At 45.5% G+C, this 16,411-nt stretch carries 16 protein-coding genes; 4 read left to right on the top strand and 12 right to left on the bottom strand.

What is annotated here, in order from left to right:
• Positions 1–135: 135 nt before the first annotated feature.
• Together AB6D06_RS18360 and AB6D06_RS18355 are read right to left on the bottom strand one after the other, a co-directional pair.
• Entirely contained in the window at positions 136–630 is a 495-nt protein-coding gene (locus tag AB6D06_RS18360; RefSeq protein ID WP_017058875.1) for a DUF2780 domain-containing protein, read from the bottom strand.
• A gap of 134 nt (positions 631–764) precedes the next feature.
• Positions 765–1,385, bottom strand: coding sequence for an FKBP-type peptidyl-prolyl cis-trans isomerase (locus AB6D06_RS18355; RefSeq protein WP_017078817.1), 621 nt, complete (start codon positions 1,383–1,385; stop codon positions 765–767).
• Between the two features lie 213 nt (positions 1,386–1,598).
• Between AB6D06_RS18355 and AB6D06_RS18350 the strand changes: the two genes are divergently transcribed.
• Positions 1,599–2,183: a LysM-like peptidoglycan-binding domain-containing protein gene (locus AB6D06_RS18350; protein ID WP_017068022.1), complete on the top strand. Its 585-nt coding sequence runs from the start codon at positions 1,599–1,601 to the stop codon at positions 2,181–2,183.
• Between the two features lie 59 nt (positions 2,184–2,242).
• Here the strand turns inward: AB6D06_RS18350 and AB6D06_RS18345 are convergent, their stop codons facing one another.
• The 10 genes from AB6D06_RS18345 to AB6D06_RS18300 all read right to left on the bottom strand — a co-directional run bounded on the left by AB6D06_RS18345 (position 2,243) and on the right by AB6D06_RS18300 (position 11,813).
• On the bottom strand, positions 2,243–3,091 hold the full coding sequence (locus AB6D06_RS18345) for a DMT family transporter (protein ID WP_102427905.1): 849 nt from the start codon (positions 3,089–3,091) through the stop codon (positions 2,243–2,245).
• Entirely contained in the window at positions 3,091–3,543 is a 453-nt protein-coding gene (locus AB6D06_RS18340; RefSeq protein WP_017058878.1) for a GNAT family N-acetyltransferase, read from the bottom strand. The genes AB6D06_RS18345 and AB6D06_RS18340 overlap by 1 nt, the downstream gene beginning before the upstream one ends.
• 57 nt (positions 3,544–3,600) lie before the next feature.
• The gene (locus AB6D06_RS18335; protein ID WP_372111292.1) at positions 3,601–4,167 is read right to left on the bottom strand and encodes a Crp/Fnr family transcriptional regulator; all 567 of its coding nucleotides are present in this window, start codon (positions 4,165–4,167) and stop codon (positions 3,601–3,603) included.
• Positions 4,168–4,238: 71 nt separating this feature from the next.
• Positions 4,239–5,993 (bottom strand): lysophospholipid acyltransferase family protein, encoded by a 1,755-nt coding sequence (locus AB6D06_RS18330; protein ID WP_017058880.1) that lies wholly within the window; start codon positions 5,991–5,993, stop codon positions 4,239–4,241.
• Positions 5,994–6,005: 12 nt separating this feature from the next.
• A complete protein-coding gene (locus tag AB6D06_RS18325; RefSeq protein WP_102333018.1) occupies positions 6,006–6,443 on the bottom strand; it encodes a YHS domain-containing (seleno)protein in 438 nt (145 codons plus the stop codon).
• Positions 6,444–6,455: 12 nt separating this feature from the next.
• Complete coding sequence (locus tag AB6D06_RS18320; RefSeq protein ID WP_017058882.1) at positions 6,456–7,205, bottom strand: NRDE family protein; 750 nt, start codon at positions 7,203–7,205, stop codon at positions 6,456–6,458.
• A gap of 2 nt (positions 7,206–7,207) precedes the next feature.
• Complete coding sequence (locus AB6D06_RS18315) at positions 7,208–7,750, bottom strand: hypothetical protein (protein ID WP_032546798.1); 543 nt, start codon at positions 7,748–7,750, stop codon at positions 7,208–7,210.
• A 19-nt stretch (positions 7,751–7,769) separates the two neighbouring features.
• Positions 7,770–8,903, bottom strand: a complete 1,134-nt coding sequence (locus tag AB6D06_RS18310) for an ATP-grasp domain-containing protein (protein ID WP_102333019.1) — start codon at positions 8,901–8,903, stop codon at positions 7,770–7,772.
• Entirely contained in the window at positions 8,900–9,487 is a 588-nt protein-coding gene (locus AB6D06_RS18305) for a DedA family protein (protein ID WP_102333020.1), read from the bottom strand. The genes AB6D06_RS18310 and AB6D06_RS18305 overlap by 4 nt, the downstream gene beginning before the upstream one ends.
• Positions 9,488–9,836: 349 nt before the next feature.
• Entirely contained in the window at positions 9,837–11,813 is a 1,977-nt protein-coding gene (locus AB6D06_RS18300) for a bifunctional 2',3'-cyclic-nucleotide 2'-phosphodiesterase/3'-nucleotidase (RefSeq protein ID WP_121602835.1), read from the bottom strand.
• A gap of 414 nt (positions 11,814–12,227) precedes the next feature.
• On the opposite strand from AB6D06_RS18300, the gene cysD reads away from it, so the two are divergent.
• From cysD to AB6D06_RS18285, 3 genes are all read left to right on the top strand, one after another.
• Complete coding sequence (gene cysD, locus AB6D06_RS18295; protein ID WP_226088532.1) at positions 12,228–13,172, top strand: sulfate adenylyltransferase subunit CysD; 945 nt, start codon at positions 12,228–12,230, stop codon at positions 13,170–13,172.
• Between the two features lie 18 nt (positions 13,173–13,190).
• Entirely contained in the window at positions 13,191–14,621 is a 1,431-nt protein-coding gene (gene cysN / locus AB6D06_RS18290) for a sulfate adenylyltransferase subunit CysN (RefSeq protein WP_102333022.1), read from the top strand.
• 65 nt (positions 14,622–14,686) lie between these two features.
• Positions 14,687–16,411 carry an SLC13 family permease gene (locus AB6D06_RS18285; protein ID WP_017067554.1) on the top strand — a complete coding sequence of 575 codons (1,725 nt, stop codon included), beginning with the start codon at positions 14,687–14,689 and terminating at the stop codon, positions 16,409–16,411.

Raw genomic sequence — 16,411 nt, 5'->3', positions numbered from 1 at the left:
TATCTCGTATCTCGTATCTCGTATCTCGTATCTCGTATCTCGTATCTCGTATCTCAAATATCTTTTCTTCCACGCACAAAAAAGAGCACCGAAGTGCCCTTATTAGATTTTAAGCTAGCTATTAATAACTAACGATTATTGCCATATAGCTGAAAGTGAATCCATCAGGCCGCTCGTTGCACCTTGTGACTGCAGTGCTTGAAGAATGATGGGTGCAAATGTTGTAACCATTGATGGATCCATACCTAATCCAGAAAACGCACTTTCAACGGCACCTTGTGAGCTTAGTAGCGATGATAGCCCCGTAGACTCAAGGCTCGACATGCCTGGAATAAGTGTCGCGAGTTCTTTGTTGTCGGCTGTGCCAAGTGAGTTTTGTGCAAGGGCCAACATTGAACCAATACCGCCAACTGCTTGGTCGCTGGTAACAGAAGCTTGGTCAGCTACCGTATCCACAAGTGGTGTTGTTTCGTTCTGCTGAGACCACATATTCACTGCTGCCATTAGTGCAGTTTGTGATAGTTGGGAATAGTTGGTATCTGATGATGAACTGGTTTGTTCAGAGTCGCTAGTGCTAGCGCAAGAGACAACAGCAAGGCTGCTTAAAACTGTGATGAGTACTTTCTTCATTATTCGTCCTTAAGTAATAAAGTAATTTACTCTTTCACTATAAACGAAAAACGGCGATGTAGTCACATCGCCGTTGGATTATTTCAATTTTATTTGCCAATAGTATTTTGTTTTACTAAAGGTTTTTATAAAAATTAAAGAATAGCTAGAAGTTCTACTTCAAATACTAGAGCAGCAAATGGTGGGATTGCAGCACCTGCGCCACGCTCACCGTATGCTAGATCTTGAGGGATGTATAGCTTCCACTTAGAGCCAACAGGCATCATTTGTAGAGCTTGTACCCAACCTTGAATTACGCCAGTTACTGGGAATTCAGCAGGTTGACCGCGAGATACAGAGCTGTCGAAAACAGTACCGTCAGTTAGTTCGCCGTGGTAGTGAACACGTACTTGCTTGTCTGCAGTAGGGATTTCGCCAGTACCTTCAGTTAGTACTTCGTACTGAAGACCAGACTCAAGAACTGTTACTTCTGAACGAAGAGCGTTGTCAGTTAGGAAAGCTTCGCCGTCAGCTGCTGCTGCTTTAGCTAGTTCTTGACGTGCAGCTTCACCACGAGTGTGTAGCTCTTGTAGTGCGTTGTTGATTTCGTCAACTTCGATAGCTGGCATGTCACCAACTAGAGCTGTTGCGATACCAGCAGCGATTGCGTCAACGTTTAGGCCTTCAAGACCAGAACCAGCAAGTTGTTGGCCCATTTGTAGACCGATACCGTAGCTAGCTTTTTGCTCTACAGTTTCAAATTTTACTTCAGACATGAAAAGTCACTCTTTTTGTCAGTACGAAAAGGGTAAGAATACCAGTATTAGCAGCGTGAAGAAACGGCTAGTCCCTGATCACTTGCGCTTTACCGTGCCCAAATCACAGCCATGTCAATTTTCTCGCTTTGGGCCTTGTTGTGACGGAAAGATCTATACTGTTGGTACTTTGGTTTTTATACTGTAGTTATTCAATGTATAGGACGCAGTGGTATGAATCGTCGTCAAAAGAAAAAACAGAAAGTTGACCACTTAGCAGAATTCAAGGATCGACTGAATCAGGTCAAAGAGAAATTGAGTTCGATCGATGTGAAGAAAATGAAAACCTCGACAGCGCAAACTTGGGGTTCATTGCCGAAGTTACACCAAAGACTGTTGATGGTGATTTCTCCGATCGTACTGATATTACTTTTTGTGCCGCTACCAGAACCTAAAGTAGACACAGCTCCAACAACATCGCGCGTTGAGCTTGAAATAAACACCGTCGGCTTAAGCGAACAGCAAAATGCCAAGAACAGCTCATTAGAACCGAGTAACAAAAATTGGCAGGAGTACCTTGTTAAGCAAGGGGATACGTTAGCGCAGGTTTTTCGAAACAACGATTTGCCATTGTCTGACTTGAATGCGTTAGTGCGAATTGAAGGTGCAGATAAGCCGCTCAGTCAGATTCGTAAAGGCCAGCTGGTTCGTTTCAAACTTGCTGAAACTGGGCAGTTGGACATTCTTCAGCTAGAGAAAGGCGACACTTCGGTGATGTTCTTCCGCTTATCCGATGGTGGCTTTGGTCGCAGTAAGTAGATGAATAGTGAGCCTGAGTTAAAGCGCTTCACCAGACACAGATAAACGATAGAAAAGAGCTAAGCATTAGCTCTTTTTTTTGGTCGCTTGAAAGGGGCGAGTGGCAAGATGATAAGCATGATTCCGATAAAGGTTAATGTATCCGGAATCTCATCGAACCATATTGCACCTATTAGCGCGACAAACACCAATCCTGAATACTCAGCCAAGGCAATTTGGCTAGAGTGTGCTTTTTGATAGGCAGCAATCGCAAGGCCGTTGTAACTTAAGATTAGCGTCGCACTCAGGGCTATGTATCCCAAATGCTCCACAGACACTGGCTGCCAGTATAAGAAGCACAGTACTAATGAGGCTGGGATAGAGAATAAGGTTGTCCACCACAGCGTAGTGACCACCGTTTGCTCACTAGGAAGCTTTCTTACGAGTACATTAAATAGTGCTAGGGTGAGTGCTGTCCCCAAAGCAAACAGTGCCGCCCAATGAAATTGTGATGGCCTCAAGACAATCAATGCACCAATAAAACCTATGGTTGTGCCGATAACCTTGCCGAGTGCCGGTTGCTCTTTCAATAGCAACATTGAGAGCGGCAACATCAGTAAAGGCGCGACATAAAATACTGCGTTGGCGGTTGCCAAAGACAAGTGAGTGATCGCGACCACCATGCACCCACTGCCGATCAGAATTAACTGACCTCGAATGAAGGTTACCTTAGCCTGCTGTAAGCGCCGTTGTTCTTTTTTCTGCTGTAGCCACAAAGGGGTGATGATGACCAGAGATATCAACTGTCGGAAAAAAATATACTGTAAGGGCGGTACTTCGCCATTTAACAGCTTCACCGCTACGTCGGAAAGCGAGGCAAACAAGTTACCTGCAACCAACAATAGAATACCGGCAGTGATATTCGTCATTATTTTTCTAATCTCATGTCTATATGAGGAATGTCATCTTCGAGATACATATCCGAGATGGTGTTGAAGCCGTGGCTCGCATAGAAGTTTTCTAGGTGTTGCTGCGCGCCAATATCAATGGCCGTATTTGGCCAAAGAGCCTCGCAGCGTGTTAATGCTTCTTTGATTAATTGATGCCCCAAGCCACCACCTCTTGCCGATTGCTTGGTTGCGACTCGACCGATGCTGGTGTTGTCGTAAGAGGTACCTGGTGGTAATAAACGTGCACACGCTACCAACTCTTCATCAGCATAGCCAAGCAGGTGCTCAACACCCGCGAGTGTATCTTTACCGTCCAGCTCTGGATAAGGACAAGTCTGCTCGACCACAAATACATCGACTCTTAATTTAAGTAGTTGATAAAGCTGTTGTGTTGAGAGTTCAGAAAAAGGAATTGAGTGCCAAGTGATCATGTTTACATCCAGAGATTATCGATGCTCTGAATGTACTATGCGCGATGATTGTTGGCATTAACTATTGTTAATTCGACCTTTAATTCTGCTCAGGCTGATTGCGGTTATTCCTAGGTAGGCTGCAATTTGATTGTCGTTCAAGCGCTGCTCAAGGTCGGGATAGTGCTCGCAGAACAGCTGATAGCGTTGCTCTGGTGTATAGAGCAGCATGAAGCGTTCTTTGTTTTCCTTATGCATCAGTTGTGTTTCTAACAGCTTTAAATACAAAGGATTATTTGATGCACGCCACTCGATAACCGCATTCATTGGCAGCTCTAACATGGTGATGGGTGTCAGCGTTTCTAATAGGTAAGGAGAGGCTTGGTTCTTTATCAGACTCTCAAAGCCGATGATCCAATCTTGTTCCCAATAGAACTCTTTGCTGTATTGCTTACCATCATCAGTGAGGTAGCAGGCATGGCACAAGCCTTCAAGTACAAAGTAGATTGAACTCGCCACCTCACCTTGATTGATCAAGATGTGTCTGGTTGGCAGCTCAAGTGGCTTGGCGACAGCGAGTAGAGATTCAATCTGGCTTTCAGAGAAGTCGAAGCTTTGCAGTTGTTCGATAAAAGAGGTGTGCATGAAAATAACCTAACCCAAATAAGTGCAGAAATCATCGCACTTATTTGGAGAGAGGTACAGAGCGGGATAAATCAGCGGCGTGCGTGTTGCTCTAGGTAATCTTGAGCAAGCTCTCTGCCCATGTATTTACCCAGAGTCTTCAGTGGTACCTTTTTAAGGTTCACCACAATCAAGCCATCCAAGGCATCATTAAACGATGGGTCGACATTAAAACACACCAGTTTACCGTTCATCCCTAGATATTGGCGCAGCAGTACCGGCAGGCCTTTACCTTGCTCCATGCGTGCTAACACTTTAGAGAGCAGAGGCACACTCGCCAGTGAAGAGAGCAGGTGATTTTGCCAGAACACATGACTGCTGGTATTGAGTGGTGACGAAGGTGAAACCAAATTCGCCTTTTCCTCATCATAATGGTGGATTGATAACGTGGTCGCGATCAACAGACGCGCATTGTGGCTGTAATCATTGCTGATACTGACTGGGCCGAACAGATGGGTATATTGAGGGTGACGAGACACAAAGGTCGCAATGCCTTTCCACAATAGTAACAGTGAGTTCAGGCTCTTTTGGTAAGGTTTACTTACTACCGATCGCCCTAGTTCAATGCTGTTTTCTAACGTATCAATGAATTCTTGGTTGTAGTTAAACAGGCTACGAGAGTAAAGCTGATCAAGCCCGTGCTCTGCGATGAGTTTGTCGACCATACCGAGTCGATACGCCCCGACCAGTTCTGCCTTGGTTTTATTCCACACAAACAGTTGATGGTAGTAAAGGTCATACTCATCTAAATCACAGGCCAGCCCACTGCCTTCTCCGACTTCTCTAAAGCTTTCTTCTCTTACTCGACCAATCTCGCGCATTAAGTTAGGAATAGATTGGCTTGGTGTGCAGTAGACCTCAAAGTTCCCTTGCTCGAGCAGTTTCATCTCTTCAGGGAGTGAGTCTATCTCTATTGATAAGACTTCTGGTGGAATAGGCGCTATCACTTGGGTATCGAAAGAGGGCGCGTGGATTGGCGTGTTCGGACTATCTTGTTGACTCATTAGATAGGTATTAAGTCGTAGGTAGTTGACGATATCCATCTCTTTTTCAAACGATTTTATCTCTGAATACGGAATCGATGAGCCAATCGAGATAGAGATAGTTGTCGCTTGTTTATTAAGAAGTTCACGCCCGAGTAGAGCGGTTCTCAACAGTGGATGAACACGACCCGCTTGATAGAAAAGCTCACTGTTCTTGCCATTGATAAAGATAGGTACCGTGGTGGCTTGGTGACGTTTGACGAATTTCGCTACCGACTTGCTCCACTCGATGTCTGTCAGTGTTTTTGCCCCTTTACGGTAGCTTGATACTTCACCTGCTGGGAATACAATCAATAGTCCACCATCAGCCAAATGACGATTGGCATCTCGAATCGCTTTGGCATTGGTGCGTTTCGATTCTTTACTGTTAAAGACATCGACACCGATGAAAAGATCATCCAGTTCAGGCAGGCGCTTAAGTAACTCATTGGCCAGCACCTTCACATCCTTTCTTACTGATCCTACGAGATCGGCAAGGATCACGCCTTCGATGGCGCCAAGCGGGTGGTTCGCCACAATCACGACAGGCCCTTCTTCCGGGATGTTTTCCGTGCTTCCCGATGCAACCGAGTAGTCGATATTGAGCGCCGACAGAGTGTAATTCATGAATTCGAAGCTAGATAACTCGTTTTTACGATCTTGGTAGAGTCGGTCTAGCTTAGATAGCCCAGTTGCCCACTCGACAACAGACTCACCTAAACCAAAAGGCGTGTAACGTGGTAAACGAAAAGGACTATCAATCATAATGAAATTACCTTACTTAATCAGTTGCGGCCAAACTTTATCGGCTTGTTGAATATGCTGTGCTTGGTCTTGTTCCCAGCGCTGCTTAATCTCTTGGTCGTAGTTGAGGTAAAGCTTGTTATCAACAATCGTCCATTGATGTGGGTCACTCGGTGCAAAGTCGCTCTTCGCTGATACTGCCCAAGCGCAATAGCCACCATATTGAGGGGCATATTTTTCAGGATTATTAACAAATAAAGTCAGATTCTTTTCAGAAGAGAAATACCAATCCGCCCCTTTGTACTCAGTGCTGAATTTTTTACTGCCTTCAATGGGCTTACCGGAAGTGAAATAAGCCACGGTATCGTAGCCATCGAGTGCCTTACTGCTAAAGAAGCCGGTATAGATTTCATCGGCGGCAAATACGTACGGGCTAACAAGTAGCAGAACCATGGTGAATAGTTTTCTCATGATGGACTCCATCTATAGATTGATTGCGGGTGATAAATCAAAGGTAAAGCGCTGCTGATTTATCTGACATGGTTTAATGGGTTCGCATGGTGAGCCGGGTGCATAAAACATAGAGGCTTGACCATGCAGGTTACGTAAGTGTGTAAAGCTCACGGTATGTGCGTCTTCGCGATGCATACAGGTCGCTAAATGAGGTTGCTCATTGTGATGGTGAGAGTGGAACATCAGTAAGTTCTGTTGATTCTTACCTGCCGCCATGAGCTGATCATATTTTGCTTGTCGGTAGGCTTGCACTCGCTCTAAATCAACACCGGATGAGAAGAGTGGAGAATCAGTGTCGACTATTTTCTGTTGAATACCATCCCACATGTAGGCGATAACCAGACCATTGTGTTGGGTTAGATTGGGCGCGAAAGCTAGCAAGGTAAATGGGGCAAAAGAGTGTAGGTCTAGCTTGTGAAACGCTTCAGATAGCTGACTGATATTACGACTCGATGATAGGTTTTTAAGTAGCAAACCGCGGCTTACTAAAGGACCAACGGGCACTGTGCCTTGATAGTTATTGAGTAGGCATAGCGAAAGCCCGAACTCATTAATACTTATCCAGCTACCGCCGCCAGTTGGGTCGAGTGGCATAATGATATCGACACCGTTGACTCGATATTGTCTGGGTGGCATTGCCAGTGCTCGCGTCTTTTGTTCATCACGATTAAAAAAGACCTGATAACCATTCTCTTCAAGCAGCCAAGATACTGAACACATGATTATTGCTCCCTCAGATAGCTGTTGGTGGTTGGGGCATAACCAAAGGTGTTGCAGGTCTCGACGTCTAGGAAGGTGGTGATCACCTTGATCATCGCGTAATGATGATTGGCATGCAGTGCGGCAAAGGTGACCTCTCTTTCGAGCGTTGAAGGCAGGCTTGCGAACACTTGAGCATCCATCGAAACCTCGGTTTGGATCATGATAGGCGCTTCGAGATCTCGACGGTCTAATCGTTCAAGCCAGTTGATCACATAGTGGATCTCTTTGACTGCAATAGAGCGGTCGTATTCGACAGGATGACCACGACGACGAGTGTTGTAATCAACGGTCGCATTCTCTTTTAAGATTAAGGCGTGAAAAAGATCGAGCGTGTGACGAGTATGCTCACCAATAGAGCTTGTGACGTGCGGCTTTGCTCGTGTCAGATAGTCGCTGTCAGATATCGCTAACAAAAACTCTAGACCCTGATTCAATATCTCTACCGCTCCTTTGATACTAGGAGAGAAAGAAGTGAGGGCGCTCGGTTGGGCTATGGGGTTCATTCATGGTCCTCGTACAAAGTTAGTCAGTGGTCGGATATTGTTGAACAAGACGTCGCTCTTCTTGCCACGCAGCGAATAAGCTCTTGAAAGAAGGAGTCTTATAGCCTCGTTGTTTTTGCTGAGCGCCAATATCAAAAAGAATGCGGTATTGCAGAAGTAGCGTAGAAAATATCTCTCGCAATGGCGTGTTGCGATCCCAGATATGCCCAGCCTCACTGCTGGCGCCATTGACCTCAAGGATAGTGAAATCCTCACCGTTCATTAGGCTGTGCATGTCCTTGAATTTGACGTCGAGTCGACCAAAGTGGAAGCCATCGAAGTCGTCAAATATCTCGTCTAAGCGTTCGGTTAAAGCTTGAGTGATGTATTGGTTGCCGTCTCGGAAGATACAGCCACGGCTATGGCTACCTGCGAACGCGAGTTGGAACTCTTCGCCCTCTGCGAGTACTTGATCCAGTTTATCTTCATGTCTCGGCAGATACAGGTGGCTGAGCTGCCCTGCACGCGGGCTATTTTCAATTAACTGCTTGAGGGTCGAGCTGCCATCACCCACCACCATTGGCGCATATTTGAGTGTGATCGAGATGATCTCGCCTTGCTTTTTGTTTGGGTAACGAACATAGAAAACACCCGCTTCGGCTTGATAAGGCGCCTTTTTCTGCAATAGAAAGCGAGCATTATTTGGGAAAGATTCAACATATTGCTCAAGTTGATCTTGGTTGTTGATCAGCTTAACGCCAACACCTCGACAGCCAAGATCCGGCTTTGCCACGATAGGGAAATCAAGATCCGTTTGTATGAGTGCGCTGCGTGCGTCTTCGGCTTGTTTTTTACTGCCGAGATCCGTTTTGGTTAGGGTTATAAACGGAGAGATCCAACGCTGACTTGAAGATCCGGCAAGGCTCAATATCTCATGTTTTGATTCGCCTACCATGCCGCTTAACTTAATGCTTGGATTGGCGATGAGCGGCAGCGCCCAGTCAAAGTGCCGTAACCCTTGCATCAGGCTTTGAATCACCACTGGCGTGTAGAAGAACCAAGTTGGAAGAAACTCATAAGGAGAGACGCTGCGCACGGTATCTTTTTCAAGCAAAGGCATGCCTGCATTGATTTGATGTGCGGGAATGATGCGAATATCTTGCGGTGAACTCATGATAATCCTCTAGAGTAGGTTCTATTCATTAATCGATTGCCGATAAACAGCAAAGCGATGGCACACGGGATAACGATCCATTGATATTCAGAGGCTTGCAGCCACGCTGATGTCCCTAAATAGTAGATGGCAGAGAAGACAATGCCAGTCCAGAGCGCAGTGGCACTAATCACGGCAAACAAGAAAGTAGGCAGTGGGATGGCGAAAAAGCCACTTAAGGTAAAGCCGACGGTGCGAAGCCCTGGAATAAATCGGATAACAAAAAGGCTGCTGAATGCGTTCTGACGTAATTTGGTACGAAGCGAACGAAAGTACTTATTCGTGAGGGCTTTATATCGAACACCTCGGAAATAACGTCCTGACTTCCCTAAGTAATAAAGACCGAGATCACCCGTGGCAATACCGATGAAAATAGCAAGCAGCGCATATTGAGGAAGTATTAGACCTTGAGTCGCGATACCTGCCGCCGTAACAATCGCAAGATCTTCAAGCAGGTAAGAAAGTGCGATGATGCCAAGCATCAGCCATAGCAGCGACTCCTCCCCTGAATGTAACCATGCTTGAATGCTCTCGACGGTGCTCATCAAATGTCCTTATCTATCCTATAAATGAATGGCTTAACCACCATTCATTGAGTGTAGTAAATTAAATAGACAGGAGGAGCAGATAAAAACTTACAGCTGATTAGTGTTTTTTTGTGTTGGATTCATTCAATTGGTGGTTTGAGTCGTGCTGTTTGACTGCTGTTTGACTGCTGTTTGACTGCTGTTTGACTGCTGTTTTGAAGCTAAAGGCGTGGCATTTGGAAGCGGGTTGAACGAGAGTTTGTCGTTCGAAAATTAGGGCTTTGGGCTGAACATTTAGAAGAAAAGAAAAAGGCTGAGTCGTAAAACTCAGCCTTTCAGAACGTTAACTATGGATTACTTAAGCAATCTATTTAGTTAGGTCAATCTGGTAAACAGCAAAACCAACATCGTCAGTCGCAACACGTTTCATCGGGTATTGACCCTTCTCTTTGATGAACTCTGCTGCTTTGTCGCTTGGAGATGTTTCAAAGCGGATATCTAGCTTGTTATCCGTTTTGATTGGTGCAAATGACCAATTGTTATCCGCGCTTGGGCTCACTTGACCTTGCTCTTTGCTTACGCGAGAGATGTAGTTTGCAAGAACAGTACGGTTCTCATCTGGTGCATCAAATGCGATGAAGTCTTCACCTGTGCCTGGGAACTTAGCGCTGTATGCACGGTAGTTGTTGGTTGCGATCAGGAAGTCTTGCTTCATGTCGATTGGCTTACCTTGGTAAGTTAGGCCAACAATACGCTGTGAGTCAGGGTTAACCACTTTACAGTTTGCATCGTATTTAGCAGGTTGAGTTACGTCGATTTGGTAATCAACACCGTCGATAACATCGAAGTTGTAAGTACGGAAGTTATCCCACTCAATCAACTGTTGTGGTGCTGTTGAGTTAACATCCACTTGGTTGAACTGACCTGCAGAACACTCAAGCCACTCTTTTACTTCGTGACCTGTTACCTTCATCGCAACTAGCGTGTTCGGGTAAAGGTACAAGTCAGCTGCGTTACGGAATGTCAGTTGACCAGATTCAACCTCAGTGAAGTTCGCTGGGTCATTCTTACGGCCACCAGCTTTGAATGGTGCAGCCGCGGAAAGTACTGGCGTACCATCTAGGTCAGGGTCACCTTGGATGAACTGTTCAACGTAATCTTTCTGTGCAAGGTTAACGATTTGAACTGTTGGATCGTCTTGTACTAGAGACAAGAAGCTGTACATCACATCGTCTGCTTTACCAATCGGTTGGTTAACAAACTCACGAGTACCAGCGTGGTCTTTTTCTAGTGCTGTTACGATGCCTTCATCAGCTGCAGCAAGCGATTTCTTCTCGATTTTGTCGTAGATAGGGCGCGCTTCTGATTGGCCTTTAATCACTTCCCACTTACCGTCTTTTTGTGCAAGTGTTAGATCCATAACACCAACGTGGCTACCCCAACGACCAGGCATTACTGCTGCAACGCCGTTCATTGTGCCCGTTTCGTTGTCGATGCCTTGAATGTCATCAAAACCTTTACCTGGGAAAACTGCGTGAGAGTGGCCGAATGCGATCGCATCGATGCCGTCTACTTCAGATAGGTAGAACGTTGAGTTTTCTTCGCCATTTTTGTATGGGTCAGTTGATACGCCTGAGTGAGGGATAGCAACGATAACTTCAGCGCCTTCCGCTTTCATTTGAGGCACTAGCTCGTTAGCCGTCTCAATGATATCGCGAGCGATCACTTTACCTTCAAGGTTCTTCTTATCCCACGTCATGATTTGTGGTGGAACAAAACCGATGTAACCCACTTTTACTTCGTGCTCTACGCCAGCAGTATCTTCGAACGTGTGTGTCTTGATGATGTAAGGCGTGAAGTAGTGTTTTTTGGTTTCTGCGTCGTAAACGTTAGCACTGATGTACGGGAAATCAGCGTCGTTGATAGATTCTTCTAGGAACTCAAGACCGTAGTTGAATTCGTGGTTACCTAGGTTTGCAGCGTCGTAGCTTAGTTGGTTCATTGCTTTATATGCAGGGTGAACTTCGCCTGCTTCGATGCCTTTGTCTGCCATGTAGTCACCCATTGGGCTACCTTGCAGTAAGTCACCGTTATCAACTAAAACGCTGTTGGTTACTTCGCTTTGAGCTTCTTTTACTAAAGTTGCAGTACGTGCTAAGCCGATTTTTTTCGATGGCTTGTCTTTGTAGTAGTCGTAATCCATTAGGTTGGTATGGATATCCGTCGTTTCTACGACACGTAATTTAATCACTTCATCGGTATCTGGTGTTGTTGTGCAGCCTGCTAAAGTCAAACCAAGACCCGCAAGTACAGCCAATGACAAAGGTTTCATTGCAACTTTCATTTTGTAGCTCCAAAGTGGATAGTAGAAAATTCGTTGCGTAATGTAACAAAACCGAATGAAACAATGATTACAACGAATGTTAATTCGTGACTTAGATCGATTACTTTATGGTGTTCTGCAAGACGCCTCCCAAAGCTGCTCAATCGATGCGCAACTGATATCGATAATATTAGTCCATTCATTTCACCTGCTTATCGATAAATCCAATCCCTTATCAGCTTTTCGAATAAAAAATGAAATTTTAGAATTTCCAGTAATATGAGAGGCTCGTCATAATGCCTATATCAAGGACGTATCAGGCAGATGAATAGCAAGGATAGCTCAAAACGAAGCTTCTGTTTTCTTCTAGTGCCAATACTCCCATTCACTCAAGTGGATGAGTTAAATCCCTTGCTTGGCAAGACCAAGTAATGAATTGCTCGTAACGCGAGCCTTAAAGGAAGCACTGAAATGGACCAAGAACGTTTAACCCACCTAAAACAGCTCGAAGCGGAAAGTATTCATATTATCCGTGAAGTAGCGGCTGAGTTTGATAACCCAGTGATGATGTACTCCATCGGAAAAGATTCTTCTGTGATGCTTCATTTAGCTCGCAAAGCGTTTTATCCAGGCAAGATTCCATTCCCGCTATTGCATGTAGATACGGATTGGAAATTCCGCGAGATGATTGAGTTTCGTGATCGTACGGCTAAAAAGTACGGCTTCGACCTTTTAGTACATAAGAACCCAGAAGGTATTGAGATGGGTTGTAGCCCATTTGTACATGGTTCTTCGAAGCACACTGACATCATGAAAACACAGGGCCTTAAGCAGGCGTTAAACAAGTATGGGTTCGATGCGGCTTTTGGTGGTGCGCGTCGTGATGAAGAAAAATCTCGTGCGAAAGAACGTGTTTATTCTTTCCGTGATAAGAACCATACGTGGGATCCAAAAAACCAGCGTCCAGAGCTTTGGCACACCTACAACGGTCAGGTTAATAAGGGCGAAAGCATTCGTGTCTTCCCGCTATCTAATTGGACTGAGCTCGATATCTGGCAATACATCTATCTAGAGAGCATCGATATTGTTCCACTTTACCTTTCAGACAAACGCCCTGTAGTTGAGCGTGATGGCATGCTGATCATGGTTGATGATGACCGTATGGAGCTGCAAGAAGGTGAAGTGATTGAAGAGAAAAGCGTTCGTTTTCGTACTTTAGGCTGTTACCCATTAACCGGAGCGGTTGAATCTGAGGCGAATACGCTAACGGGCATTATTGAAGAGATGCTGGTGGCGACGTCTAGTGAGCGTCAAGGTCGAGCGATTGACCATGATCAGTCGGGCTCTATGGAGCTGAAAAAGCGCCAAGGTTATTTCTAAGAATCTAAGGAAAGAAAAATGAATAGTGCAGTAGAAGCCGAATTGGCTGAACTAGGGATTGAAGGTTATCTAAGTCAGCATCAGCATAAATCTATGCTTAGATTTTTAACTTGTGGCTCGGTAGATGACGGTAAAAGTACGCTAATCGGTCGCTTACTCCATGATACAAAACAGATTTATGAAGATCAGCTAGCGGCGGTTCACTCGGATAGCCAACGAGTGGGAACGACAGGTGAGAAACCTGATTTGGCACTGCTTGTTGATGGTCTGCAGGCTGAGCGTGAGCAAGGGATCACGATCGATGTGGCTTACCGCTACTTCTCGACTCAAAAACGTAAGTTCATTATTGCTGATACTCCTGGGCATGAGCAGTATACGCGCAACATGGCAACAGGCGCTTCAACGTGTGATCTGGCGGTGATCTTGATTGATGCTCGTAAGGGCGTTCTGGATCAAACACGTCGTCACTCGTTTATCTCTAACCTGCTTGGTTTGAAGCATTTCATCGTTGCTGTAAACAAGATGGATCTCGTGGATTACGCGCAAGATCGTTTTGAAGAAATTCGCGATGAATACCTAGAGTTTGCAGAAAACCTAGAAGGCGAAACCAATATTCAGATCTTGCCAGTATCGGCGCTTGAAGGCATCAACGTTGCTGCACCAAGTAAAGAGCTTGCATGGTTCGAAGGTCCATCTCTGCTAGAAGTGTTAGAGAACGTCGACATTGACCAAAAGCGTTCGGCAGGTGAATTCCGATTCCCAGTTCAGTACGTCAATCGTCCTAACTTAGACTTCCGCGGTTTTGCTGGCACCGTTGCCTCTGGCCGTGTCAGTGTCGGTGATGAAATCAAGGCGCTGCCGTCGGGTAAAACCTCTAAGGTTGCACGCATTGTAACTTTTGATGGTGATTTGGAGTCTGCGCAAGCGGGCTTGGCAGTAACACTGACCCTTGAAGATGAGATTGATATCAGTCGTGGTGATTTGATTGTGCTAGAAAACGCGCAGATTGAATCCACTAACCACGTATTGGCTGACATCGTGTGGATGACAGAGCAACCATTGCAACCGGGCAAAGCTTACGACATCAAGATCGCAGGCAAGAAAACCGTCGGTCAGGTTGAAATAGTTCGCCACCAATATGACATCAACAACCTGTCGACCCACGCTGTCGATGAGTTACCACTGAATGGTATTGGCTTGTGTGAATGGTCTTTGAACGAGACTGTTGCATTGGATAAATACCGTGAGAGTGCGGATACCGGTGGCTTCATCGTTATCGACCGTCTAACCAACGTGACGGTTGGTGCGGGTTTGATTCGAGACCGTTTGGACTCTGTTGAACAGCAAGTCGGTAACTTCTCTGCATTTGAACTTGAGTTCAACGCATTGGTTCGCAAACATTTCCCTCATTGGGATGCCAAAGATCTAAGCCAACTACTGAAGTCATAAACGACCAAGTAACAGCTTATTGAATCAGGCGGAAACCGATCGTTTCCGCCATAAAGGACGAGTATATGTGGCAACAAGGATTTGTATTAGCGATTTTGCTCGGCATCATTACTTGCCTGCTCGTTACCCGTATTAAGCCAAGCTTTATCTTTGCTGGCGCGGCGTTTATTGCTTTTATGGCTGGCATGATCGACTTGTCGAGCTTGGCTAATAACTTCACTAACTCCTCGTTACTGACTTTAATTCTTCTGATCCTCGCATCAAGTGCGTTGGAGAAAACTCGCTTAATCAGCTGGGTTAGCCGCAATATCTCTGAAGGTAGGCTAGGTACCGTGGTTGCGAAGTTGGGTATTTCTACAGCGTTACTTTCTTCTTTTACTAATAACACCGCGGTGGTTGTTTCTTTGATCGGGGCGATCAAACGTAATCAACAGCACGCGCCGTCTAAGTTACTTATCCCTTTGTCATACGCTGCCATCTTAGGTGGCACCCTGACATTGATCGGCACCTCTACCAATTTGATCATCAATAGTTTTGTTGAAGATGCAGGTTTACCGAGCTTAAACTTTTTCACACCTACCTTGATCGGTTTAGCGGTTTTGGTCGGTGGGGTATTGATCCTTATTCCTCTTAGCTATTTTCTACCCAGCTACGATGATGGTTCTCAAGATGATCTGCCTTACTTTCTCGAGGCGCGAGTTGAGCCAGGTTCTCCATTAGTTGGCCGTAGCGTCAGTGAAAATAATCTTAGAGCTCTTAGAAAACTGTTCTTAGCCGAAGTGATTCGAGACGGTAAAACCACCGCGTCGATTGACCCTGATTTTATTCTTCAAGCTCGTGACCGATTGCTGTTTTGTGGTGATGTTGAGAGCGTGGCGACACTGCAAGAAATTCAAGGACTGACTCTGTTTGGTCAGCATCATTTGAATGGCCAGAGCTTTGTTGAAGTGGTGGTGAGTTCATCAGCAAGTTTTTGTAACAAAACCCTGAAAACTAGCCAGTTTAGAGACCGTTTCGATGCGGTTGTGGTTGCTATTCGTCGTGGCCATGAACGCCTAGAAGGTGGGCTAGGGAATATCACATTGACCGCTGGTGATACCTTGATTTTGGTTCCAGGTAAACGCTTTGAAGAACAGCGCCAACAACACAACAAAGAGTTTGTGTTGATGAATGACTTAGATTCGAGTGCCAAGCTTGATGCCGACAAATCGACGTTCGTGTTGCTCGGCTTTGCTAGCGTGATTGGTTTAGCCCTTATCGATGCAGTACCTATTATCAAAGGCTTAGCTGGTTTTCTACTGTTGCTGGTGGCATTTGGCGTGGTGCAACTGGGTGAGCTCCGCCGCCGTTTCCCAGTCGATATTGTGGTGATCGTGGGCTCTGCACTTTCTATTGCTCAACTGATGATTTCATCGGGTTTATCTGAGCGGATGGGGCTGATGTTTATGGAGGCGTTTAATGGCTGGGGCGTATTCGGTGCGTTAGTTGCTACCTACTTTATGACTTTGGTTTTGACAGAGCTGGTGACCAATAATGCGGCTGCAGCACTCTCATTTCCGATTGGCTACAGTATGGCAGTAGGTTATGGCGTTGACCCTATGCCGTTCATCATGGCGGTACTGTTTGGTGCCAGTGCCAGTTTTATCTCTCCATACGGCTACCAAACCAACTTACTTGTTTATAGCGTAGGTAATTACCATTTAACGGATTATCTGCGTATCGGCATTCCAATCTCGATTGTATATTCGGGCTTGGTGCTGACCCTAATTCCTTATTTTTTCCCATTTTAA

Origin of the sequence: Vibrio sp. 10N.239.311.G01, assembly GCF_041465805.1 — a bacterium.
GTDB lineage: Bacteria > Pseudomonadota > Gammaproteobacteria > Enterobacterales > Vibrionaceae > Vibrio > Vibrio crassostreae_C.
This window is presented reverse-complemented; position numbering and strand designations above follow the sequence as displayed.